Below are 23,932 nucleotides of genomic sequence, written 5' to 3'. Positions count from 1 at the left end.
TGCGATGAGGTCTCAACTCACCTCTTCGGGGGACGCGCGCCACGGCGCAGGCCACGGGCGTGCGCCAGGTCCACTCGCGCGCCCCCCTGCCGGTGCCCGGCATTCTCACGGGACGGCCCTCCTCATAGGGTGGGTCCATCCGAGTCGAGGAGGACCCGCTGTGAGCCAGAAGAGCCCCAAGCTGCGCGCCGCACTGGACGGCATTCCCGCGTACGTTCCGGGCAGGCCGGCCGCCGCGGGCGGGCCCGTCGCCTACAAGCTGTCCTCCAACGAGAACCCCTATCCGCCGCTGCCCGGTGTGATGGAGAGCGCGATCGCCGCGGCCGGGACCTTCAACCGGTACCCGGACCTGGCCTGCACCGTCCTGATGAACGAACTGGCCGAGCGCTTCGGGGTGCCGGTCTCGCATCTGGCGACCGGCACCGGATCGGTCGGCGTCGCCCAGTCCCTGCTCCAGATCACCTCGGGCCCGGGGGACGAGGTGATCTACGCCTGGAGGTCGTTCGAGGCGTACCCGATCATCACGCGGATCAGCGGGGCGACCCCGGTGCAGGTGCCGCTGGACTCCGGGGACGTGCACGACCTGGACGCGATGGCGGCCGCGATCACCGGGCGAACCCGGATGATCTTCGTCTGCAACCCCAACAACCCGACCGGGACCGTGGTGCGCCGGGCCGAACTGGAGCGCTTCCTGGACCGCGTCCCCGCGGACGTGCTCGTGGTCCTGGACGAGGCGTACCGGGAGTTCAACCGGGACACCGATGTGCCGGACGGTGTCGAGCTGTACCGGGACCGGCCCAATGTGGCGGTGCTGCGGACCTTCTCCAAGGCGTACGGGCTGGCCGGGCTGCGGATCGGCTTCGCCATTGCCCATGAACCGGTCGCGGCCGCGCTGCGCAAGACCGCGGTGCCGTTCGGCGTGAGCCAGCTGGCGCAGGACGCCGCGGTCGCGTCCCTGCGGGCCGAGGACGAGCTGTGGGGCCGGGTCGGCTCGCTGGTGACCGAGCGGAACCGGGTGCACGAGGGGCTCGTCGGCCAGGGCTGGACGGTTCCGGAGACGCAGGCCAACTTCGTCTGGCTCCGGCTGGGCGACCGCACATCCGACTTCGCCGCGGCGTGCGAGAGGGCGGGGGTGGTGGTGCGCCCCTTCGCGGGCGAGGGCGTGCGGGTCACCATCGGCGAGACCGAGGGCAACGACCTCTTCCTCCAGGCGGCAGCGGCCTTCCGCAAGGAGCTGTAGCCCCTTTCCGTACGGGGTCCGATCAAGGCGGGGTGCCATGGGGGTACCCCGCCTTCGTCATGCCCGAAGTGCTTTCGTAGTATTGCTTGTGAATGTGAACGCTTTCACAAGCGTGTCCTTTTTCTTCCGTGCTGTGTGGGACCAAAGGGACAGAATGCAGCTGTGACCCCGGCCACGTAAGGAGAGTGACGACGTGGAACTAGCTCTGTCGCCGGATACCCTGGCGCGTTGGCAGTTCGGGCTGACCACCGTCTACCACTACCTGTTCGTCCCCCTCACGATCTCCCTCGCCGCGATCACCGCGGGCTTCGAGACCGCCTGGGTGCGGAAGGGTGCGGAGAAGTACTTCCACGCCACGAAGTTCTGGGGGAAGCTACTGCTGATCAACCTGGCCATCGGGGTCGCGACCGGCCTCGTCCAGGAGTTCCAGTTCGGGATGAACTGGTCGGACTACTCGAAGTTCGTCGGTGACGTCTTCGGGGCGCCGCTGGCGATGGAGGCGTTGATCGCCTTCTTCTTCGAGTCGACCTTCATCGGACTGTGGATCTTCGGCTGGGACAAGCTGCCCAAGAAGATCCACTGCGCCTGCATCTGGATGGTGGCGATCGGCACCACCTTCTCCGCGTACTTCATCCTGGCGGCCAACTCCTGGATGCAGCACCCGGTCGGGTACACCATCGACCGGGCCACCGGTGTCGCGCATCTCAACGACATCTGGGGCGTGCTCACCCAGAAGACCGCGCTCGTGGTCTTCACCCACACCATGACTTCGGCGTTCCTCACCGGCGGAGCCTTCGTCGTCGGCATCGCCAGCTACCACCTGTGGAAGATCAGGCGGGCCAGGGCCGCCGGCACCACCACCGACACCAAGCGCACCCGCGTGATGCGGACCTCGCTGCGGATGGGGTTGGTGATGACGGTGACCGCCGGCATCCTCACCGCGCTCTCGGGTGACCAGCTGGGCAAGGTGATGTTCGAACAGCAGCCCATGAAGATGGCCGCTGCCGAGGCGCTCTGGGAGACCGAGGCTCCCGCCCCGTTCTCCATCTTCGCGGTGGGCAATGTGGCAGCGGGGCACAACTCCGTCGAGTTGTCGGTCCCGGGGATACTGTCCTTCCTCGCCCACGACGACTTCCACACCGCGGTGCCCGGCATCCACCAGACCGCGAAGGCCGAGGCGGCCAAGTACGGCGGCAGCCCCGACGACTACGTGCCCAACATCTTCGTCACGTTCTGGGGCTTCCGCCTCATGATCGGGATCGGGCTCACCGCTTCGGTGGCAGCGGCCGCCGGACTCTGGCTGACCCGGAAGAAGAAGTGGCTCTCGCCGGAGCACCGGACCGGCGACGACGAGGCACCCAAGCTGATGCTCACGGCGAGCCGGGAGTTGAGCCCCTTCTTCACGAAGTGGGGCTGGCGGGTGGGGATGGCCTCCCTGGTCTTCCCGCTGATCGCCAACTCGATCGGCTGGGTCTTCACCGAGATGGGCCGGCAGCCCTGGGCCGTCTTCGGTCTCTTCAAGACCGCCGATTCCGTCTCCCCCGGTGTCTCCCAGACGGAGATGCTGATCTCACTGATCGTCCTGGTCACGCTCTACGCGATCCTCGGCTGGATCAATGTCCGGCTGATGAAGAAGTACGCCGTGCTGGGACCCGACACGGGCGAACAGCCGCCCGCCAAGGACCCGCGGCTGCGCGGTCCCTTCTCCGGGCCCGGCGGGCCCGGAGCTCCGGACGAGGACGCCGACCAACCCCTGACCTTCGCGTACTGAGAGGAGAGACGTCATGGGCCTCAACGACTTCTGGTTTCTGCTGATCGCCGTGCTGTGGACCGGCTACTTCTTCCTCGAAGGCTTCGACTTCGGGGTGGGCATCCTCACCCGGCTGCTGGCCAGGGACCGGCGCGAGCGCCGGGTGCTGATCAACATCATCGGTCCTGTCTGGGATGGGAACGAGGTGTGGCTGATCACTGCGGCGGGGGCGATGTTCGCTGCCTTCCCGGTCTGGTACGCCACCTTCTTCAGCGGCTTCTATCTGCTGCTCGTCCTCATCCTGGTGCTGCTGATCGTGCGGGTTCTGTCCTTCGAGTACCGCCACAAGCGGTCCGAGGAGAGCTGGCAGCGGAACTGGGAGTGGGTGCTCTTCACCAGCTCGCTGCTGCTTCCCTTCCTCTGGGGGCTGATCTTCGCCAACATGGTCCACGGGGTACCGGTCAACAGTCACCAGGACTACGCCGGATCGTTCGGTGACCTGCTGAACGGTTACGGGGTTCTCGGCGGGTTCGCCTTCACCGCGCTGTGCACCCTGCACGGGGCTGTCTTCACGGCACTCAAGACGGTGGGCGACATCCGGGTGCGAGCCCGGGCCTTCGCGGCCAAGGCCGCTGTGGTGACGGCTGCGCTCGCGGCTGCCTTCCTGATCTGGCTGCAGGCGGACCGCGGCGACGGATCCACGCTGACGGCGCTCTGCGTCGCGCTGGCCGCGCTGGTGGCGGCGTTCGTGATGAACGCGCGGACCCGGGAGGGCTGGGCCTTCGGCTTCACCGGTGTGGCCATCGCGGCCACGGTCGCCGCTCTGTTCCTCTCGCTGGCGCCTGACGTGATGCCGTCCTCGCTCAACACCGCCTGGAATCTGACGATCGACAATGCGGCGTCCGGCCATTACACGCTGAAGGTCATGACCTGGGTGGCGGGCATCATGACGCCGCTCGTCCTGCTCTACCAGGGCTGGACGTACTGGGTGTTCCGCAAGCGGCTGGGCACCCAGCACATCGCCGATGCCCACTAGTGGGGGGTGTTTCACGTGAAACCGATCGACCCGCGTCTGCTCCGGTACGCCGGTGCCACACGTCTCTTCCTGGGCGCCGTGGTGGTCCTCGGACTGGCCGGCGCGGGTCTGGTCGTCGCCCAGGCCATGCTGATCGCCGATGTGGTGGTCGGGGCGTTCCAGCGCGGCCTGGACGGATCAGGGCTCGGGACCACGCTGCTGCTGCTCGTGGCCGTGGCGCTGGGCCGGGGCCTGGTGGCCTGGCTGACCGAGCTGTCGGCGCACCGGGCCAGTGCGGCGGTCAAGTCGGAGTTGCGGCGACGGCTGCTGGAGCGGTCCGCGGAGCTGGGCCCGCAGTGGCTGACCGGGCAGCGGACGGGCTCGCTCGCCGCTCTGGCCACCCGGGGTATCGACGCCCTGGACGACTACTTCTCGCGCTATCTCCCACAGCTGGGGCTCGCGGTGGTGGTGCCGGTGGCGGTACTGGCGCGGGTCGTCACCGAGGACTGGGTGTCGGCGGCCATCATCGTCGGGACGCTGCCGCTCATCCCGGTCTTCATGATGCTCATCGGCTGGGCCACCCAGGCCCGTATGGACCGGCAGTGGCGGCTGCTCTCCCGGCTGTCGGGGCACTTCCTCGACGTGGTGGCGGGACTGCCGACGCTGAAGGTGTTCGGACGGGCCAAGGCGCAGGCGGAGTCGATCAGGACCATCACGGACGCGTACCGGAAGGCGACGCTGCGGACGCTGCGGATCGCCTTTCTCTCCTCGTTCGCACTGGAGTTGCTGGCGACTCTTTCAGTGGCGCTGGTCGCGGTCGGTATCGGGCTGCGGCTCGTCAAGGGGGAGCTGGACCTGTACACGGGGCTGGTGATCCTGGTGCTGGCACCCGAGGCCTACCTGCCCCTGCGACAGGTGGGGGCGCAGTACCACGCGGCGGCCGAGGGGCTCTCGGCCGCCGAGGAGATCTTCGCGGTGCTGGAGTCACCGCTTCCGGCGGGAGGGACGCGCGAGGTCCCGGGATCGCTCCGGCTGGAGCTGGACCGTGTGACGGTGCGCCATCCCGGACGTACGGAACCGTCCCTGGAGTCCGCTTCCCTGGTCGTCGAAGCCGGCGAGACAGTTGCGATCACCGGTCCGAGCGGGGTCGGTAAGTCCACGCTCCTCAATGTTCTGCTGGGTTTCGCGACCCCGGACGAGGGGCGGGTGCTCGTCGGGTCCGGATCACCGTCGGGGCGGCCGTCGGACTCGGCGTCCGCCGGGTCGCTGGAAGAGGGCCGGGGGGCCGTGGTCGACCTGGCCGCGCTCTCCCCCGAGCGGTGGCGTGAGCGGATCGCGTGGGTCCCGCAGCAGCCGTACCTCTTCGCTGGCACGGTCGCCGAGAACGTACGGCTGGCGCGTCCCGGAGCCGACAGGGCCGCGGTGCTGGGCGCTCTGCGCGATGCCGGTGCTGAGGACTTCGTCGCGGCGCTGCCGGACGGATCGGAGACGGTTCTCGGCGAAGGCGGCGCGGGGCTCTCGGCCGGACAGCGGCAGCGGCTGGCTCTGGCACGGGCATTCCTCGCGGACCGGCCGCTGCTGCTGCTGGACGAGCCGACCGCGGCGCTGGACGGCGAGACGGAGGCCGGCATCGTCGAGGCGGTACGGCGGCTGGCGGCGGGCCGCACGGTGGTGCTCGTGGTGCACCGGCCGGCCCTGCTCGCGGTGGCGGACCGGGTGGTGGCGCTGACTCCCCGTATGCCGTCCGCCGGGCCGGCCGGTGATGATGTCCCGCTGCCGCAGACCACCGCGGTACCCGGGCCGCGCGCGGCCCGGGAAGAGGTGGCCCCCGGCGCGGCGACGGCGGGCCCGGCGGCCGGGGCGGGACGGAGGAGCCCGCTGGCACGGGTGCGGGAGGCCGCCGGTGCGCTGCGGGGGCGGCTGTCGCTGGCCCTGCTGCTGGGAAGTCTCGCGCTGGGCTCGGCCATCGGGCTCATGGCGACGTCGGGGTGGCTCATCTCACGGGCCTCGCAGGAGCCGCCCGTGCTCTATCTGATGGTCGCGGTGACGGCCACCCGGGCCTTCGGAACCGGGCGGGCTGTATTCCGCTACCTCGAACGGCTCGTGTCGCACGACGCGGTGCTGCGGATGCTCGCCGATCTGCGCGTGGCCGTCTACCGCAGGCTGGAGGGCATCGCGCCCGCGGGACTGAGCCGGGTCAGGCGCGGTGATCTGCTCTCCCGGCTCGTCGCCGACGTGGACGCGTTGCAGGACTACTGGCTGCGCTGGCTGCTCCCGGCCACGGTCGCCGTGGTGGTGGGAGCGGGCACCGTCGGGTTCCTCACCTGGCTGTTGCCCGCTGCCGGAGCCGTGCTCGCGGCGGGGCTGCTGACCGCCGGGGTCGGGGTGCCCGCGCTGAGTGGTCTCTGCGCCCGTCGGGCCGAGCGGCAACTGGCCCCGGCACGCGGGGCACTGGCCACCGGGATCGTCGATCTCCTCACGGGGGCAGCCGAACTCACGGTCGCCGGTGCGCTGCGCGGTCGCCTGCACGGCGCCGGGCAGGCGGACCGGGCGCTGACGCGTATCGCGTCGCGGGGCGCGACCGCCACCGCGCTCGGCGGCGGGCTGACCGCTCTTGTCTGCGGGCTGACCGTCGCCGCAGCCGCGTACGTGGGGATACCAGCCGTGCACGACGGCCGGCTGGCCGGTGTGGAGCTCGCCGTGGTCGTGCTGACGCCGCTGGCCGCCTTCGAGGCGGTCATCGGTATGCCGCTCGCCGTGCAGTACCGGCAACGGGTCAGGAGGAGCGCCGAGCGGGTGTACGAGGTGCTGGACGCCCCCCTCCCGGTACAGGAGCCGGCGCGGCCGGAAGCGGCTCCCCGGTCGCCGTTCCCGCTGGAGGTACGGGGGCTCACCGCGCGCTACGCGGGGCAGCAGCGGAACGCGCTCGACGGGGTGGATCTCAGGCTCGAAGCGGGGCGCCGGGTCGCGGTCGTCGGCCCCTCGGGGTCCGGCAAGACGACGCTCGCGCAGGTGCTGCTGCGCTTTCTGGACGCGCAGGCGGGGTCGTACACCCTCGGTGGTGTGGCTGCCGGTGCGCTGGAGGGCGACACAGTGCGGGGACTCGTCGGGTTGTGCGCCCAGGACGCGCACATCTTCGACAGCTCCCTGCGGGAGAACCTCCGGCTCGCGCGGTCCGGCGCTCCGGACGGCGAACTGCGCGTGGCGCTCGCCGGGGCCAGGCTGCTGGACTGGGTCGACGTACTCCCCGAGGGGCTCGACACTCCGGTGGGGGAGCACGGTGCAAGGCTCTCCGGCGGCCAGCGCCAGCGGCTGGCCCTTGCCAGGGCGCTCCTCGCCGACTTCCCCGTACTCGTCCTGGACGAGCCGGCCGAGCATCTCGATCTGGCGACCGCAGACGCGCTCACCGCGGACCTGCTGACCGCAACCGAGGGACGTACGACGCTGCTCATCACCCACCGGCTCCGTGGGCTCGACGCCGTGGACGAGGTGATCGTGCTGGATGGGGGGCGGGTCGTGCAGCGCGGGCCGTACGCGGAGCTGGCGGCTCTGGAGGGGCCGTTGCGGGGGATGCTGGAGCGGGAGAGGGCGGGTGATCTGCTCGGCAGTCATCACAATCCGACTTTCCATCAGAAATAGGACTTACTAGGCTCTGGGGTATGTCTGCTCCGGACTCCACCGACCCACCGGAAGGCCCCCCTGCCGAGGGCTCCGGCGGGCACGGGCTCTCTGCCGAGTTCACCGCGCGCGTACCGCAGCTTCTGGAGGCCATGCGCTCCATCGGGACGGGCCTCGAACTGCACGCGACCCTGAACAGGATCTGCGAGACCGCCGCCGGACTGGCCGGCGCGCGGTACGCGGCGATCGGCGTCGTGGATCAGGAGCGTGGCGGCCTCAGCGATTTCGTCACCCATGGCGTGACGGAGGAGGAAGCCGCGAGGATCGGCGGGGCACCGGACGGCCGCACCGGGCTCCTGGGCGCGCTGATCGAGGACGCCCGCGTCGTACGGCTCACCGATCTGACGACAGACCCCCGGTTCGCCGGATTTCCCCCGCACCATCCGCCGATGAGGGCGTTTCTGGGGGTCCCCGTGCAGGTGCAGGGGGAGATCTTCGGCAACCTCTACGTCGCCGAGAAGACCGGCGGCGGCGCGTTCACCGATGGCGATCTGCACATGGTGCAGGTCCTCTCCACCGAGGCCGGCATCGCCATCAACAACGCCCGGCTCTACGAGGCGGCCCGGCAGCGTGAGCGGTGGATCGACGGTTCGGTGGCCGTCACCACGGCTCTGCTGGCCGGCGGTGACGCCGACGAGGCGCTGACGGTGGTCGCCGAACAGGCACGTCATCTCGCCGACTCGGCCGCCGGGGTGGTCATGCTGCCTGCCGCCGAGGGCGGACTGGAGGTCGTCGCTGTCTCCAGCGACCCGCCCAGCGAGGTGCTCGGAATGATCGCCCCGCCGGAGAGCGGCGCCGTGACGGCCCTGCTCGCGGGCGACCCGGTGTTCGTCGACGACTCGGCTTCCGACCCGCGGATGATCACCGACATGGGCAGGCGGTTCGGGCCGAGCATGATGCTGCCGCTGCGCAGCGGTGGACGCTTGCTGGGCGCGCTGGCCATGCCGCGCGAACGGGGGGCCCGGCCGTTCAGTGCTGCCGAACGGTCGCTGGCCGCGCGCTTCGCCTCACAGGCCGCGCTGGCACTGATGATGGCGGACGCCCAGCGCGACAGAGAGCGCCTCGCGGTCTTCGAGGACCGCGACCGGATCGCCCGGGACCTCCATGACCTCGTCATCCAGCGCCTCTTCGCCACCGGAATGATGCTGGAGGGGGCCCACCGCCAGTCGGCGGCGCCCGGAGTGCGCGAGGGGGTGGGCAAGGCCGTCGGTGAGCTCGACGTGACGATCCAGGAGATCCGCACTGCCATCTTCGCGCTGCAGCAGGGTGCCGCCGAAGCCCCATCGGGGCTCTGCAGCCGGGTCCTGCGCGAGATCAACATGGCGGCCGTCCCCCTGGGTTTCAAGCCGACCCACCGCTTCCGGGGACCGGTCGACTCGGCGGTCGGCGAACTGACCGGGAAGAACCTCATCGCGGCGCTGCGGGAGGCGCTCTCCAATGCGTTCCGGCATGCCGCCGCCTCGCAGATCCATGTGGAGGTCGACGCCACGGTTCTACTGGATGACGGCCGCCCGGCGGTACGCCTCACGGTCTCCGACGACGGGGTCGGCATTCCGGAAGGGGGCCGGCGCAGCGGCCTGCGCAATCTCAGCAGGCGCGCGGAGGCGCTGGGCGGATCGAGCGCGTACGGTCCGGGGTTCGGCGACGGGGGCGGTGGGACGGCGGTCGTGTGGGAGGCACCGCTGTAGTCGGCCGGACGGGCCGTTGCGGGCGCGCCGTCGCTCCGCGAGGGCGGCGCCGGTCCGGCCCCGTCAGCGGGCTTTGAGGATCTGCTCGATGACGACCGCGACGCCGTCTTCGTTGTTCGCGACCGTACGGCCCGAAGCGGCAGCCACCGCTTCCGGGTGCGCGTTGCCCATCGCGTACGAGGTGCCTGCCCACCGCAGCATTTCGACGTCGTTCGGCATGTCGCCGAAGGCGACGACCTCGGCGGGTGAGATGCCGCGCTCCGCGCAGCACTGCGCCAGCGTGCCGGCCTTGGAGACGCCGGGGCCGCTGATCTCCAGCAGTGCCGTCGGGCTGGACCGGGTGATCGAAGCGCGGGCGCCGACAGCTTCGCGGGCCAGGGCGAGGAACTCGTCGGGGGCCAGCTCCGGGTGGTGGGCCAGTACCTTCAGCACCGGCTGATCGGCGAGATCGCAGTCCGGCGCCAGCAGCTTCTCGGCGGGCGCGACACTCGACGCGGGGTCGAACTGCAAGGGCGGGTAGGCCGGCTCGTGGTGGATGCCACCGGTCCGCTCGACGGCGAAGGACGTGCCCGGGGCAGCGGCCCGCAGGAGGGAGACCACGTCGAGTGCGTCGGTGCGCTCCAGGGGCAGGACCTTGACGAAGATGTGGCCGCCCTCGTCACCGTGGAGGTCGACCACGGCGGCGCCGTTGCCGCAGATCGCCAGTCCGTGGCCGTGCACATGGTCACTCACGACGTCCATCCAGCGGGCCGGCCGGCCGGTGACGAAGAAGACGTCGATCCCGGCCTCCTCGGCGGCGGCCAGCGCTGCGATGGTGCGGTCCGAGACGGTCTTGTCGTCGCGCAGCAGCGTGCCGTCCAGGTCGGTGGCGATCAGCCGGGGCGGAAGGGGGGCGGCGGAGCCGTTAGCTGAGGTCACCCCGTCATTCTCCCGCACGGAGTGCCTGGAGCGCACGGGAGTGCGAAGAGGTGCGCAAATGAGTACGCCCGAGACCGCACGGCGCCCCGGGAGGCGGCAGCGCCCGGGGGCGGCTGCGTCCTGGGGTGGCAGCCGTGGGCTGGGGGGCGTGCAGACCGGGTGGCTCCACCAGGGCCGGTGCATCCCCACGACGTAGGGTCGTGGTCATGCGTCTGAGTACCGTGATTCTTCCCGTTCGCCGGTGGAGCGAGGGTGGCCGTGAGCAGTGGGTGCGCGCCGAGGAGCTGGGCTTCCACACCGCGTACACCTACGACCACCTCTCCTGGCGGGTGCCGTTCCGCGACGGGCCCTGGTTCGGGGCGGTGCCGACGCTGACCGCGGCCGCCGCCGCCACCGAGCGGGTCCGGCTCGGCACGCTGGTCACCTCGCCGAACTTCCGGCACCCGGTGACGCTCACGAAGGATCTGCTCTCCCTGGACGACATCTCGGACGGCAGGGTCACTCTGGGCATCGGCGCGGGCGGCACCGGATTCGACGCCACCGCGCTGGGGCAGGAGCCGTGGACGCCCCGCGAGCGCGCCGATCGTTTCGGTGAGTTCGTTCCGCTCATCGACCGGCTGCTGACCGAGGACTCGGTCTCCCACCGCGGCATCCACTACTCCGCCGACGAGGCCCGCAACATCCCGGGCTGTGTACAGCGGCCGAGGCTCCCCTTCGCTGTCGCGGCCACCGGTCCACGGGGGATGAGGATCGCCGCACGGTACGGGCAGAGCTGGGTCACGACCGGTGATCCGAAGCTCTTCGATTCGGGCACGCCTGAGCAGTCGGCCGATGCGGTCCGCGGCCAGATCAGCAGGCTGGGTGCGGCGTGCGATGAGATCGGCAGGGACCCGGGCACGGTGGAGAAGGTGCTGCTCACCGGCTTCACGCCCGAAGGGGGCCGCCCCATGGAATCCCTGGACGCCTTCGTCGACTTCGCTGGGGCGTACTTCGCGCTCGGTATCGACGAGATCGTGGTCCACGCGCCGATCCCCGGCACCATCTTCGCCGCGGACGAGAAGGTCTTCGAGAGGATCGCCACCGAGGCACTGGGCCAGCTCGCGGAGCGGCCCGCGTAGGACGGCCCGGCGGGTGGGGGCGCGTGCGCCGGTGTGCATCCGAATTATCTTTTGCGCCCCCCGAGTTAGGCATGATCCACAGGCAAGGCGGCTTATCCACAGGCTATTTGGCAGTTCTGTGGACAACGTCGGGGCGCTTTACGGCCTTTGTTCGCTTTGTCGGACTTCCTGCTGTGGAAGAGTCAGTGCGTCCAACGCCCGTGCCTGCAGCTCCCGTTCGGTGGCGCCGGTGATGAAGGCGGCTGCGTTGTCCCGGCCCACCAGCCTCTCCACCGCGGCGAGCGTGGCCGCCGGAACGGACACGGACGAGGGCCCTCCCGGCTGAATGGGCGGGCTGTCGGGTCCGAGGTGCTGATGCAGGTGCCGGGTGGCGAACAACTGCATGGCCCGGGCCAGTTCGGCGTCGACGCTCTGCTGGGCCAGCGGGCGCAGCCGTCGCACGAGGGATGCGGCCTCCGCCACATGCGCGTCGGTGGGAAGACCGGGACCGAGATAGCGCGCGAAGACGTGCTCCGTCGTGAACTCCAGGAAGCGTGAGGCGATGTGCTCGACCTGGCCGCGCAGCTCCCGCAGATGGACCGAGATGGCCTTGAGGGGGACGCCGGCCGCGTGCAGCTCCACGGCCACGGCCAGTTCCTGCGGGCTCGGTACCAGGAACTGGTCGTCGGTGCCGGCCACCGGCTCCAGGACGCCCAGCGCCACCGCGTCCGCCACCGCCTCGTCGTCGGGCACCCCGCCGAACCTCGCGTCCAGCTCGGTACGGGAGATCCGGTCCGCTTCCTCGTCGGTCCACGGGCCGCTGACCTCGGCGGCCAGCCCGAGCACCCCGCCGAGCCCGCGCCCGGCGTCCCACGCCTCCAGAAGCTCTTTGATGGAGGCCAGCGTGTAGCCACGGTCGAGCAGCTCGGCGATCTGTCGCAGCCTGGCCAGATGGCTGTCCCCGTACACATTGGACCGGCCGCGCCGCTGAGGCTTGGGCAGCAGGCCGCGGTCCTGGTATGCCCGGATCGTGCGGACCGTGGCCCCGCTCCGGTGCGCGAGGTCCTCGATCCGGTACTCGGGCCCGGCTGATGACGCTCTCATCCCCGGCGCTCCCTCTCCCGGCTCCGCCACTTCCCTGACGTCCTGCCCTGTGGGCCCCTGCCCTGCGCTCCCCTGCCCTGCGGCCTCCTGCCCTGCGGCCTCCTGCCCTGCGGCCTCCTGCCCTGCGGCCTCCTGCCCTGCCGCTCCGGGCCCAGGCACCGCACGAGAACGTGCCCGTGCCCCGGATTCCTGGACCCCTGGCGCTTTCGCCGCCGGCCTTCTCGTCCCCGACACGGTGCCTCCCTCTGCTACTGCCCCGGCAGGGCCGGCGGAGTGCCCGCAAAACTTGGCGGGCTCGCGACGCCCGGGACGCGCTCCGGCCGCCCCGGGCGAAAGCAGCACGCACCGGACGCCGCGAGCCCGCCCTCCGGGCGACGACGCGACTTCGCGGCCCCCTAGGTGAGGGCCGCACGGCCGACAGCCCCCGCCGCCGCGCGGGCGGCGGGTGAGGTCGCGAGGTACTCGACCGCCCTGCGCAGCGAGCCCTCCTGGGAGGGATGGTACGACCGCCTGAAGTAACGCGGTATCGCCGAGCCCAGCTCGCCCCAGGTGGGCAGCAGTCCGCGGGCGACCGCCCGGTTGTGGCGGCGCAGCGAGTACCCCGGTTTGCCCGTGAGTCCGGGATCGTGCCGCATGAGATACGAGGCACCCCACACCCACAGCCATAGCAGGACCGGGCTGACCACGGCCATGCCCTCGATCCGCCGTGCGTAGCGCGGCAGTCCCTCGCCCCCGCAGTGCTGGTACATGTCGAAGGCCACGGCCCGGTGTTCCACCTCCTCCGCTCCGTGCCAGCGCAGGAGGTCGAGCATGACGGCATCGGACCCGGCCGCGTCGAGGGCGTCGGCGCCCAGCACCCAGTCGCCGAGAACCGCGGTGAACTGCTCGATCGCGGCGATCAGCGACAGCCGGAAGCGGAGCCACTCCCGCGCCGGGACCGGCAGACCGAGCGGCGGCACCTCGCCGAGCAGCTTCTCGAAGAGGAAGTCGACATGCCGGGTGTACGCCACGGTGTCGAGCCGCTGGGCGGCCAGATGGTCAAGGACATGGGAGTGCTGCACGCTGTGTGTCGCCTCCTGGCCCATGAAGCCCTTGACGTCCTTCAGCAGTCCGGGATCGTCGACGAGTGGCAGAGCCTCCTTGAACACCTTCACGAACCACCGCTCGCCCGCCGGGAGCAGCAGATGCAGCACATTGATCACATGGGTGGCGGTTGGCTCGCCGGGTATCCAGTGCAGCGGGGTGTTCTCCCAGTCGAAGGAGACCCGGCGCGGCGCGATGGCGTGCGTCCCACCATCCGCATGTGCCTCCCCCGTTCCTGCGCCTGGCTCCGTTCCTGCGTCCGGCCCCGCGCCTGGCTCCGTTCCAGCGTCCGGCCCAGCTCCAGCGTCCGGCCCCGCGCCTTCTTGCTGCCCCCTCTCCCGGCCCTGTGCGTCGCTCACAGCGGCGGCTCCATCCGGGCGACGGCGCGCAGCACCCTCGGCGCGAAACGGGACAGGAGGCGGGCACCGCGTGCCTCGGGCGTCACCGGCACCACGGCCCGGTTGTGCACCACGGCGGCGAGGATCGCGTCGGCCACCTTCTCCGGCGGGTAGTTGCGCAGTCCGTACAGCCGGGAGGACTTCTTCTGCCGGCGCTTCTCCTCGTCCGCCGACACCCCCGCGAACCGCGCGGTGGAGGTGATGTTGGTGTTCACGAGGCCTGGGCATATCGCGCTGACCCCGATGTCCTGCCCGGCCAGCTCCGCGCGCAGGCACTCGCTCAGCATGAGCACCGCGGCCTTGGACGTGGAGTACGCCGGGAGGGCCTTCGACGGCTGGTACGCCGCGGCCGACGCGGTGTTGACGATGTGACCGCCCTGGCCCCGCTCCGCCATCTGCTTGCCGAAGAGCCGGCAGCCGTGGATGACGCCCCACAGATTGACGTCGAGGACCTGCTTCCAGTCCTCGCTCGTGGTGTCGAGGAAGGCGCCGGAGAGGCCGATGCCCGCGTTGTTGACCAGGACGTCGACCGTGCCGTACTCCCTGGCGACCTTCTCGGCGAGCTTCTCCATCGCCTGCTCGTCGCTGACGTCCACCGCCTCGCCCCAGGCTTCGGGGGAGCCGATCAACCGTGCCATCTCCGCGGTGCGCACCGCCCCTTCCGCATCCCGGTCGACGGCCACGACGCGTGCTCCCGACTCGGCGAACGCGAAGGCGGTGGCACGCCCGATCCCGCTCGCGGCGCCCGTCACCAGGACGAGACGGCCGCTGAAACGGTCCGTGTACCTGCCGGTCGCCGCGGTCTGCGGGGGCGGCCCCGGGGTCTCGTGGGCGGTGACGAAATCCCCGATCCAGGCGGCCAGCTGGTCCGGCCTGGTGCGCGGCACCCAGTGTTTAGCGGGCAGGGCCCTGCGGGTCAGCTGCGGGGCCCACTCCTCAAGGTCGTCATAGAGATGCTCCGAGAGGAAGGCGTCACCGGTGGGCGTGATCAGCTGGACGGGAGCGTGGGCGAAGGCGTCGGCGCGGGGCCTGCGCAGCCGGGAGCGGACGTTGTCACGGTAGAGCCAGGCGCCGTGCGCCGCGTCCGAGGGGAGCGAAGCCGTCGGGTAGTCGCCGGACGGTACCTTCTCCACCCGCTCCAGGATCTTCGGCCACCGCTTGCCGAGCGGCCCCCGCCAGGCCAGCTCCGGCAGCGCCGGAGTGTGCAGCAGGTACACGTACCAGGATTTGGCCCCCTGGCCGAGCAGTTGGGCGGCCCTGCGCGGTGTCGGGCGGGACATCCGCTTTTTGATCCAGTGCCCGAAGTGGTCGAGCGACGGACCGGACATCGAGGTGAACGAGGCGATCCGTCCCTCGGTGCGCTGCACGGTCACGAACTCCCACGACTGAACGGAGCCCCAGTCGTGCCCGACGAGGTGCACCGGCTCGCCGGGGCTGACCGCGTCGGCGACGGCCAGGAAGTCGTCGGTCAGTTTCTCCAGGGTGAAGCCGCCGCGCAGCGGTACCGGCGCCGATGACCTGCCATGGCCGCGGACGTCGTACAGCACCACGTGGAAGCGCCCGGCCAGCCGGGTCGCGACCTCGGTCCAGACCTCCTTGCTGTCCGGATAGCCGTGCACCAGCAGGACGGTCGGCCGGTCAGGATCGCCCAGTTCCGCCACGCACAGCTCGATGCCTCCGGTGTGCACCCAGCGCTCGCGCGCTCCCTCGATCTTCGTGCTCATGCGGCTTTCTCCTCTGCCCAGCGCCGCACATGCGGCAGATCGTCGTCCAGCCAGAAGGCGCTCTGCTCGGGGTCGGCCGAGTCGGTGACGACCAGGATCTCCTCGAACTTCGCGCCCGTGCCCCGGAATCCGAGGTGCGGCTCGACCGCCCAGAGCCCCGGCCGGGGCGGGTGGTCGGAGAATTTGTACGGGCTCCACAGCGGCGACCAGCCGTCCCGGTGGCCGTGCAGGGCGTCGCCGGCCAGACCCTTCAGGGCCTGCGTGCCGAAGCCGAGCACATGGGGCGACCAGCGGCGCTCCCTGACCTCGCCGACCTTGTGCGCGATCACGCCGAACGGGTACGCCCGGTGCCGGTTCGCGTACCCCTGGCGGATCATCAGCCGCTCCACGTCCTCGTACACCGTGCGCAGCGATCGCTTCTCGCGGACCTCCCGCAGGATGAGGGCGCGGTGCGCCTCCAGGTCGGCGAGGAGCTTGTCGTGCACCGGGTTGAGCCCGAGGCAGCCGGAGTAGCCGACATCGGCGGTGAAGCCGCGGAAGACCGGGGCCATGTCGAGAATGAACGGCATACCGGCTTCGAGCCTGCGGTTCGTCGGGAAGAACTGGAGCGGCACCTTGAACCCCGCGAAGGCCGTCCGGTCCCCGAACCAGGCGAAGGGCAGATGGAACCAGTCCCGCACCCCTCGGCGGTACAGCCACTCGCGCTGCATCCGCGCCGCCTCACGCTCGGTCACGCCCGGTCTGAGCTGGGCCGCGACCTCCTCCGCGCAGGCGTAGGCGAGGGTCTGCACCTCTCTGAACCCCCGCAGTCGCGCGGCCTCCGCGCCGGTCTGCACGGCCGGTCGCGCCCTCCGGCCGGCCGCCCACCGCGCTGCTGCTTTCACCCCTGAGGCCATGCCACCTGTCCGTCCCGTCCGTGTGCGGTACGTGCTCGTAACTTGACACTGATGAATGTGACAATGCCTGGCGGCTACGTCAAGGGTGCGTGGTGACCTGTGGACAACGTCCTGTGGACAACCCGCCGCCAACTCCCCGGGCGGCCACCGGTCCTCCCCCTCCCGTACCGGGCCCCTACGGGTCCGTACCTCTGGAGGGGGACAGGGATCCAGCCGTCTGGGCTGACGTCCGGGACGAGCCGCGCCACTACCTTCGGAATGTGACTGTGATCGCTACCGAAAGCCTGAGCAAGCGGTTCCCGAGGGTGACCGCGCTTGACCGGCTCTCCCTGGACATCGGACCCGGTGTGACCGGACTGGTCGGATCCAACGGAGCCGGCAAGTCCACCTTGATCAAGATCCTGCTGGGTCTGTCCCCCGCCACGGAGGGCCGGGCCGCCGTGCTCGGACTCGATGTCGCCACCAGCGGCGCCGAAATCCGTGAGCGCGTCGGGTACATGCCCGAGCACGACTGCCTGCCGCCGGACGTCTCGGCCACCGAGTTCGTCGTCCACATGGCGCGGATGTCCGGACTGCCGCCCACCGCCGCACGGGAGCGCACCGCCGACACGCTGCGCCATGTCGGCCTCTACGAAGAGCGCTACCGCCCGATCGGCGGCTACTCGACCGGTATGAAACAGCGGGTGAAGCTGGCGCAGGCGCTGGTCCACGACCCGCAGCTGGTGCTGCTCGACGAGCCGACGAACGGCCTGGACCCGGTCGGCCGCGACGACATGCTCGGGCTGATCCGCCGGGTGCACAGCGACTTCGGTATCTCGGTGCTGGTCACCTCGCACCTCCTCGGCGAGCTGGAAAGGACCTGCGACCACGTCGTAGTGATCGACGGCGGCTCGCTGCTGCGCTCCAGTTCCACCAGCGACTTCACACAGAACACCGCGACGCTCGCGGTCGAGGTCACCGACTCGGACACCCACCCCGACGGGACGCGGGCGCTGCGCGAGACGCTGGCGGCAGCCGGCGTGACCCTGCACGAGGGCGTGGAGGAGGGGCTGCCGGGCGCGGGCCACATCCTGCTCGTCGAGGCGGTCGGCGAGGAGACGTACGACCTGGTCCGCGACACCGTCACCGACCTCGGGCTCGGCCTCGTACGGATGGAGCAGCGCCGCCACCACATCGCGGAGGTCTTCCACCCCGACCGGCAGGACCAGCAGCAGAAGCAGGAGGTGCAGGCGCGATGAGTACCGAGACCAGCCAGATCCACAACATCGGATACCGGAACTACGACGGCCAGCGCCTGGGCCGTGCCTACGCCCGCCGCTCACTCTTCGCGCAGTCGCTGCGCGGTGCCTACGGACTGGGCCGCTCGGCGAAGTCCAAGGTGCTGCCGATGATCCTCTTCGCGGTGATGTGCGTGCCCGCTGCGATCATCGTGGCCGTCGCCGTGGCGACGAAGGCCAAGGACCTGCCGCTCGACTACACCCGGTACGCCATCCTCACCCAGGCCGTCATCGGGCTGTATCTCGCCGCGCAGGCTCCCCAGGCCGTCTCCCGCGACCTGCGCTTCAAATCCATCCCGCTCTACTTCTCCCGGCCGATCGAGCGCGCCGACTACGTCATCGCCAAGTACGCGGCGATGGCATCGGCCCTCTTCGTGCTGACCGGGGCACCTCTGGTGATCCTCTACATCGGCTCGCTCCTGGCCAAGCTCGACTTCGCCGACCAGACCGAGGGATTCGGCCAGGGCCTGGTCTCGGTGGCGCTGCTCTCGGTGCTCTTCTCCGGCATCGCCCTGGTGGTCGCCGCTCTCACCCCGCGCCGGGGGTTCGGAGTCGCCGCCGTCATCGCCGTACTGACCATCACGTACGGAGCCGTCTCCACGGTGCAGGCGATCGCTTTCAACCAGGGCGCATCCGGGGCCGTCTCCTGGCTCGGGCTCTTCTCCCCGATCACGCTGATCGACGGTGTCCAGACCGCCTTCCTGGGCGCCACCTCCGCCTTCCCCGGCGGGAACGGGCCCGGAGCGGGTGTCGGCGCGGTCTACGTGCTCGTCGTTCTCGCGCTCATCGCCGGTTCCTACGCCGTCCTGATGCGCCGCTACCGGAAGGTCGGGCTGTGACCACGATCAACATCGACCACACCTCGCGCTGGTTCGGCAACGTGGTGGCGGTCAACGACATCACCATGACGGTCGGCCCCGGCGTGACCGGACTTCTGGGCCCCAACGGCGCCGGCAAGTCCACCCTCATCAACATGATGGGCGGATTCCTCGCCCCTTCGACGGGAACGGTGACCCTCGACGGCGCGCCGATCTGGCGGAACGAGAGCGTCTACCGGCAGATCGGCATCGTCCCGGAGCGGGAGGGGATGTACGACTTCCTGACCGGTCGCGAGTTCGTCGTCGCCAACGCCGAACTGCACGGGCTGGACGAACGCGCCGCGCAACAGGCGCTCGCCACCGTCGAGATGGAGTCCGCGCAGGACCGCAAGATCGCGACATACAGCAAGGGGATGCGGCAGCGCGTCAAGATGGCGTCCGCCCTCGTGCACAACCCCGGCGTGCTGCTCCTGGACGAGCCCTTCAACGGCATGGACCCACGCCAGCGGATGCAGCTGATGGAGCTGCTGCGGCGGATGGGCGCCGAGGGCCGCACGGTGCTCTTCTCCTCGCACATCCTGGAGGAGGTCGAACAGCTCGCCTCGCACATCGAGGTGATCGTGGCGGGACGGCACGCCGCCTCCGGTGACTTCCGCCGGATCCGCCGTCTGATGACGGACCGGCCGCACCGCTATCTCGTACGGTCCAGCGACGACCGGGCCCTTGCTGCCGCGCTGATCGCCGATCCGTCGACCGCCGGTATCGAGGTGGACGTCACGGAGGGCGCACTGCGCATCCAGGCGGTCGACTTCGGCCGTTTCACGGCGCTGCTGCCGCGCGTCGCCCGTGAACACGGCATCCGGCTGCTCACCGTCTCACCGTCGGACGAATCCCTGGAATCGGTCTTCTCGTATCTCGTAGCGGCCTGAAAGGAGCTGTGACGCACATGTACAACCCCACAGTCGCCCGGCTCACCTACCGGGCCCTGCTCGGCCGCCGCCGGGCCGCGATCCTCTTCGTGCTGCCCGCGCTGCTGATCGTGATCGCCGCTGCGGTGCGCGCCTTCAGCGGCGCCGACGATCAGGTCGCCGCGGATGTGCTCGGCGGATTCGCCATGGCCACGATGGTGCCGCTGATCGGTGTCATCGCGGGCACGGGCGCGATCGGCCCGGAGATCGACGACGGTTCGATCGTGTATCTGCTGGCCAAACCGGTGAAGCGCCCCACGATCATCTTCACGAAGCTCATCGTGGCGATCGCGGTGACGATGGCGTTCTCCGCGATCCCGACGCTCATCGCGGGCCTGATCCTCAACGGCAACGGACAGCAGATCGCGGTGGCCTACACGGTCGCCGCTCTGGTCGCGTCCATCGCGTACGCCTCGGTCTTCCTGCTTCTGGGCACGGTCACCCGGCACGCGGTCGTCGCCGGGCTGGTCTACGCGCTGGTCTGGGAGGGCCTGTTCGGCAGCCTGGTGCCAGGCGCGCGCACGCTGAGCATTCAGCAGTGGTCCCTCTCCCTGGCGGAGAAGATCGGTGCCCCGGGCGCGGTCAGCTCGGATGTCGGATTGCCCCTGGCCGTGGTGCTGCTGGCGGGGGTCACCGTGCTCGCCACCTGGTACGCGGGTCAGAGGCTGCGCCGGCTGACGCTGGCCGGCGAGGAGTGAGACCCGGACCCGGGGGCCGGGGGCGGGAGTGACGGGTCGCCGTCACTCCCGCCCCCGGCTCTTTTCCGCCTTCGGCAGTCGCCATCCCCGAGCGGCTGGTCGCGCCGGGCGACGTGTGCCGGGCCGGCCGTGCCGGGGCTCGGGCTCAGCGCCGGTGGCGCCGGCGCCGGCGGCGTTCCTGCTCCGCTTGGTACGCGAGGTGCGGCAGTCGGCGCTTGACCTCGATCAGGTCCTCGTGGGCGTCCGAAAGCCGTACGCTCATCGCCCCGACGACACGGTTCGTTGCAGCGAGCCGCTGATCCAGGGCCTCCACGCGGTCCGACATCCGGACCAGCAGGGGCCCCAGGTCCCGCAGTGCGGGGCCCAGTTCACGCAGGGCGGGCGCCAGGTCCCGCAGTGCGCGAACGTCGCTCATCGCGGACTCCAGCCGTGTGACGCGGCGGTCGAGTCCTTCGTGGCCGGGAGCGTCCGCTGCCCGCGCCCGGTGCTGCTCCTCGGTGTCGAGGAGATGGTTCCGCACGCGACGGGCGACTTCGCTGTCGCGCAACAGCATGGCGATGTTGAGGACGGTCCGACGAGAGAACAGCCGGAGGTGGGCACGCCCCTGTGGATAACTTTCGGCGTGGCTTGAGCTTGAAGTGGTCAAGTTGGACACTTCAAAAACCCGCAGGTCATGGCCCTTTAGGGTGACCAGACCGTTGCTTTCCAGTTCTGCGCGATGGCGCCTGACGAGGCTGTGCACGGCCCCCTTCTGGACACTGAAGTACGTCGCGACACCTTCAGTGGTGACATGCAGTCCGTCCGGCAACAACTGCAGTGCCTCGACCTTGTCCAGGACGTCGACGCGACCCAGATGGTCCGCGCGCAGCGCACGCGATTCGAGCAAGGCGATTTCGGTTGGCATGGATAAGCCTGCCGTTCATGGTCATTGGTGCATGACAGTGACGGCCCTCTCCCCGGGCTTCAGGGGTGGAGATCCGCTCATCTGTGTCACGTACTCAATGACCGGCCCGGCTTCCGCCTCGGCACCGGCACTCCCCTGCTTCACATGCTCTCGTCGCCTCGAACCCCAGTCGCCTCCACGCACACGGAACAACGACCCGACAGTCCTACAAGTCACGCGGCCCGCCCATCTCCCGCGCCGCGTGCGGGGTGCCACCGGCCCCGCATCTACCCGCCGGCCTGGACCTTCCTGTCGCGGGCCGCGAACAGGCCGACCACCAGGGCCGCCGCGCACACCCCGAGGACCAGGGCGATCGGAAGGGTCCAGCTGCCCGTCGCCTGGTACACGGCGCCGGCTGTCAGCGGGCCGGCCGCGGCGAGGAGGTAGCCGACGGTCTGCGCCATCCCGGAGAGCCGGGCCGCGGTCTGCGCGTCACCCGACCGCAGCACGATCAGGGTCAGGGCCAGCCCCACCGCGCCGCCCTGCCCGACGCCCAGCACCGCGGACCACAGCCAGGCGCCGGAGACCGGGGCGATCATGAGGCCCGCGTAGCCGACGGCCACCATCGAGGTGACCAGCACGATCAACGGGCGCTGGCTGCGCATCCGACCGGCGAGCAGCGGTACGCCGAAAGCTCCGGCCACCTGGATCAGATTGTTGAAGGCGAAGATCACACCCGCTGTGGAACGGCTCATCCCGTGGTCCGTGAAGATCGTCGGCATCCAGGCGATGAGCACGTACGACCACAGCGACTGGAGGCCCATGAACAGGGTGACCTGCCAGGCCAGCGCCGAGCGCCAGATGCTCCTGGCCGGCCCCGCGGTCGCCGGCGCGGTGCGTATTTCGTGTCCCGTACGGCCGCGGGCGATCAGCACCTGGGGCAGCCACGCGACAGCGGCCACAGCGGCCAGCAGGGACCAGAAGGCCAGCGACGCCTGCCAGCTGTTTCCGAACGCCTTCTCCAGGGGGACCGAGGCCGCGGCGCACAGCGTGGCGCCGCCGATCATCGCGCCCGTGTAGACGGAGGTCATCGAGGCGGCCCGGTCCGGGAAGTCCCGCTTGATCAGCCCCGGCATCAGGACGTTCAGCAGGGCTATCGCGGTGCCGGCCAGGACTCCGCCGCCGTACAGGGCGAATACCGACGGCAGGACCCGGACCAGAATGCCGGTGCCGAGCAGGACCAGCGCACACAGCAGGACCACTTCGGTACCGAAGCGGCGCGCCAGCCATGGGGCGACCATCGCGCCCACTCCGAGGAACAGCACCGGGACGGAGGTGACCAGGCTCGAAGCCGTCGACGAGAGGCCGAACGTGCTGCTGATCTCGCCGATGAGAGGTGACACGCTCGCCAGCGCCGCCCGCATGTTCAGGGAGGCCAGGACGATGCCGATCAGCAGCACCACGGGGTGGGCGATCAGTGCGCGCCGTGCGGCGACGCCCTCGGGCGACGGCCGGACACCGGCCTCCGCATCGGGAAGCAGCTCGTTCAGATCCGGGCGGGACACGTCAGGTACCTCTCAGCGGTTCTGTGGGTGGTTCTGTTCGTGGTTCTGTTCGCGTGTGGGCGGCGCGTCGGGGTGCGACCGGGGTGCGACGGGGTTGCGACGGGACCGCGGGAGGCGCGTGCGGTCAGCGCCCCACCAGCCGGCTGACGACGTCCATCGGTACTTGGAGCAGGGCACGGGCCGCCTGCTCCGCGGCTGCCGGGTCGCCGCTCTCGATCGCGTCGACCAGGGTCTCGTGGGCGGTGAGATCGATCGGCGGCATCTCCTGGTCGCCGAGCGCGGTGACCAGGGCTTCGTGGATCTGGGTCGAGAAGAACCGGTAGACCTCGGCGAACGTGGCGTTGTGCGTGGCCTCGACCACCCCCAGGTGGAAGGAGAGGTCGGCGTCGGCTGCCCGGTCGCCGTGCTCGTGCAGGGTGCCGAGGGCTTCCCGCAACCAGTCGAGATCCGCCGCGTCCCTGCGGACGGCCGCCAGCCTGGCCGCTTCCGTCTCCAGGGCGACCCGCAGCTCCAGGATGTCCAGCACGCCCGCGTGGCTCATGGTGCGGAGTACGGCGGAGGGGTCGGCGGTGGAGCGTACGAAGGTGCCGTTGCCCTGGCGGGACTCCAGTAGCCCGGCGTGCACCAGGACCCTTACCGCCTCGCGGACGGTGTTGCGCCCTACGCCGAGCTGTTCGGCGAGGTCGTGCTCGGTGGGGATGCGGTCGCCCACGGACCACTCCCCTTCGGTCAGCTGGCTCCGCAGCTGTTCGACGACCGTGTCCACGAGGGAGTGTCGTCCTGCCGCACGCAGTGCCATCGCGTCGCCCCATGTCCGTCTGTCGTGGTGTCCGGGTCACCCGGTTGCCCAGTCATCCTACAACTGAGTCCAGGGATCTCCAGGACGCAGTCCGAGCGGACCCTCCGCGGCCTGACCTCCGACCCGGATGACCGGACCCGGCTTCCGACCCTGCGGCCTCCGACCCGGATGACCGGACCCGGCTTCCGACCCTGCGGCCTCCGACCCGGATGACCGGACCCGGCTTCCGACTCTGACGATCGGACCCGGCTTCCGACTCTGACGATCGGACCCGGCTTCCGACCCTGACGATCGGACCCGGCCTCCGACTCTGACGATCGGACCCGGCCGGGC

General features: G+C 70.5%; 18 protein-coding genes. 10 read left to right on the top strand and 8 right to left on the bottom strand.

Annotated features, from left to right (window positions below):
- The first annotated feature begins 160 nt into the window (after positions 1-160).
- The 5 genes from hisC to OG917_RS17075 all read left to right on the top strand — a co-directional run bounded on the left by hisC (position 161) and on the right by OG917_RS17075 (position 9,371).
- Entirely contained in the window at positions 161-1,240 is a 1,080-nt protein-coding gene (hisC, locus tag OG917_RS17095) for a histidinol-phosphate transaminase (protein WP_328318456.1), read from the top strand.
- Between the two features lie 193 nt (positions 1,241-1,433).
- Positions 1,434-3,011: a cytochrome ubiquinol oxidase subunit I gene (locus OG917_RS17090; protein ID WP_328318455.1), complete on the top strand. Its 1,578-nt coding sequence runs from the start codon at positions 1,434-1,436 to the stop codon at positions 3,009-3,011.
- A 13-nt stretch (positions 3,012-3,024) separates the two neighbouring features.
- The gene (cydB, locus tag OG917_RS17085) at positions 3,025-4,026 is read left to right on the top strand and encodes a cytochrome d ubiquinol oxidase subunit II (RefSeq protein WP_328318454.1); all 1,002 of its coding nucleotides are present in this window, start codon (positions 3,025-3,027) and stop codon (positions 4,024-4,026) included.
- Positions 4,027-4,041: 15 nt separating this feature from the next.
- On the top strand, positions 4,042-7,644 hold the full coding sequence (cydD, locus tag OG917_RS17080; RefSeq protein ID WP_328318453.1) for a thiol reductant ABC exporter subunit CydD: 3,603 nt from the start codon (positions 4,042-4,044) through the stop codon (positions 7,642-7,644).
- 20 nt (positions 7,645-7,664) lie between these two features.
- Positions 7,665-9,371, top strand: coding sequence for a sensor histidine kinase (locus OG917_RS17075; RefSeq protein WP_328318452.1), 1,707 nt, complete (start codon positions 7,665-7,667; stop codon positions 9,369-9,371).
- A gap of 63 nt (positions 9,372-9,434) precedes the next feature.
- Here OG917_RS17075 and OG917_RS17070 read toward each other — a convergent pair whose 3' ends face one another.
- On the bottom strand, positions 9,435-10,307 hold the full coding sequence (locus OG917_RS17070; RefSeq protein WP_328318451.1) for a Cof-type HAD-IIB family hydrolase: 873 nt from the start codon (positions 10,305-10,307) through the stop codon (positions 9,435-9,437).
- 182 nt (positions 10,308-10,489) lie between these two features.
- Between OG917_RS17070 and OG917_RS17065 the strand changes: the two genes are divergently transcribed.
- Complete coding sequence (locus OG917_RS17065) at positions 10,490-11,407, top strand: LLM class flavin-dependent oxidoreductase (RefSeq protein ID WP_328318450.1); 918 nt, start codon at positions 10,490-10,492, stop codon at positions 11,405-11,407.
- Between the two features lie 138 nt (positions 11,408-11,545).
- Here OG917_RS17065 and OG917_RS17060 read toward each other — a convergent pair whose 3' ends face one another.
- From OG917_RS17060 to OG917_RS17045, 4 genes are all read right to left on the bottom strand, one after another.
- Positions 11,546-12,490, bottom strand: a complete 945-nt coding sequence (locus OG917_RS17060) for a MerR family transcriptional regulator (protein ID WP_328318449.1) — start codon at positions 12,488-12,490, stop codon at positions 11,546-11,548.
- Between the two features lie 395 nt (positions 12,491-12,885).
- A complete protein-coding gene (locus tag OG917_RS17055) occupies positions 12,886-13,770 on the bottom strand; it encodes a metal-dependent hydrolase (RefSeq protein WP_328321963.1) in 885 nt (294 codons plus the stop codon).
- A gap of 158 nt (positions 13,771-13,928) precedes the next feature.
- Complete coding sequence (locus tag OG917_RS17050) at positions 13,929-15,695, bottom strand: SDR family oxidoreductase (RefSeq protein ID WP_328318448.1); 1,767 nt, start codon at positions 15,693-15,695, stop codon at positions 13,929-13,931.
- Entirely contained in the window at positions 15,692-16,531 is an 840-nt protein-coding gene (locus OG917_RS17045; RefSeq protein ID WP_328318447.1) for a M24 family metallopeptidase, read from the bottom strand. Before OG917_RS17045 ends, OG917_RS17050 begins: the two co-directional genes overlap by 4 nt.
- A gap of 326 nt (positions 16,532-16,857) precedes the next feature.
- Between OG917_RS17045 and OG917_RS17040 the strand changes: the two genes are divergently transcribed.
- The 4 genes from OG917_RS17040 to OG917_RS17025 are packed head-to-tail and all read left to right on the top strand — an operon-like array spanning position 16,858 to position 20,352.
- The gene (locus tag OG917_RS17040) at positions 16,858-17,829 is read left to right on the top strand and encodes an ABC transporter ATP-binding protein (RefSeq protein ID WP_328321962.1); all 972 of its coding nucleotides are present in this window, start codon (positions 16,858-16,860) and stop codon (positions 17,827-17,829) included.
- Positions 17,826-18,707: an ABC transporter permease gene (locus tag OG917_RS17035; RefSeq protein WP_328318446.1), complete on the top strand. Its 882-nt coding sequence runs from the start codon at positions 17,826-17,828 to the stop codon at positions 18,705-18,707. Before OG917_RS17040 ends, OG917_RS17035 begins: the two co-directional genes overlap by 4 nt.
- Entirely contained in the window at positions 18,704-19,615 is a 912-nt protein-coding gene (locus tag OG917_RS17030) for an ABC transporter ATP-binding protein (RefSeq protein WP_328318445.1), read from the top strand. Before OG917_RS17035 ends, OG917_RS17030 begins: the two co-directional genes overlap by 4 nt.
- Before the next feature lie 17 nt (positions 19,616-19,632).
- Positions 19,633-20,352: an ABC transporter permease gene (locus OG917_RS17025; RefSeq protein WP_328318444.1), complete on the top strand. Its 720-nt coding sequence runs from the start codon at positions 19,633-19,635 to the stop codon at positions 20,350-20,352.
- Positions 20,353-20,497: 145 nt separating this feature from the next.
- On the opposite strand, the gene OG917_RS17020 is transcribed toward OG917_RS17025, so the two are convergent.
- The 3 genes from OG917_RS17020 to OG917_RS17010 form a co-directional block, all read right to left on the bottom strand.
- Positions 20,498-21,256 carry a hypothetical protein gene (locus OG917_RS17020; protein WP_328318443.1) on the bottom strand — a complete coding sequence of 253 codons (759 nt, stop codon included), beginning with the start codon at positions 21,254-21,256 and terminating at the stop codon, positions 20,498-20,500.
- Positions 21,257-21,522: 266 nt separating this feature from the next.
- Positions 21,523-22,800, bottom strand: coding sequence for a CynX/NimT family MFS transporter (locus OG917_RS17015; RefSeq protein WP_328318442.1), 1,278 nt, complete (start codon positions 22,798-22,800; stop codon positions 21,523-21,525).
- 124 nt (positions 22,801-22,924) lie between these two features.
- Positions 22,925-23,599, bottom strand: coding sequence for a FadR/GntR family transcriptional regulator (locus OG917_RS17010; RefSeq protein WP_328318441.1), 675 nt, complete (start codon positions 23,597-23,599; stop codon positions 22,925-22,927).
- Between the last annotated feature and the right edge of the window lie 333 nt (positions 23,600-23,932).

It is taken from the genome of Streptomyces sp. NBC_00388 (assembly GCF_036061255.1).
Taxonomy (GTDB): domain Bacteria; phylum Actinomycetota; class Actinomycetes; order Streptomycetales; family Streptomycetaceae; genus Streptomyces.
The sequence above is the reverse complement of the archived record's forward strand: the minus strand, read 5'-3'. Positions and strand labels throughout refer to the sequence as shown.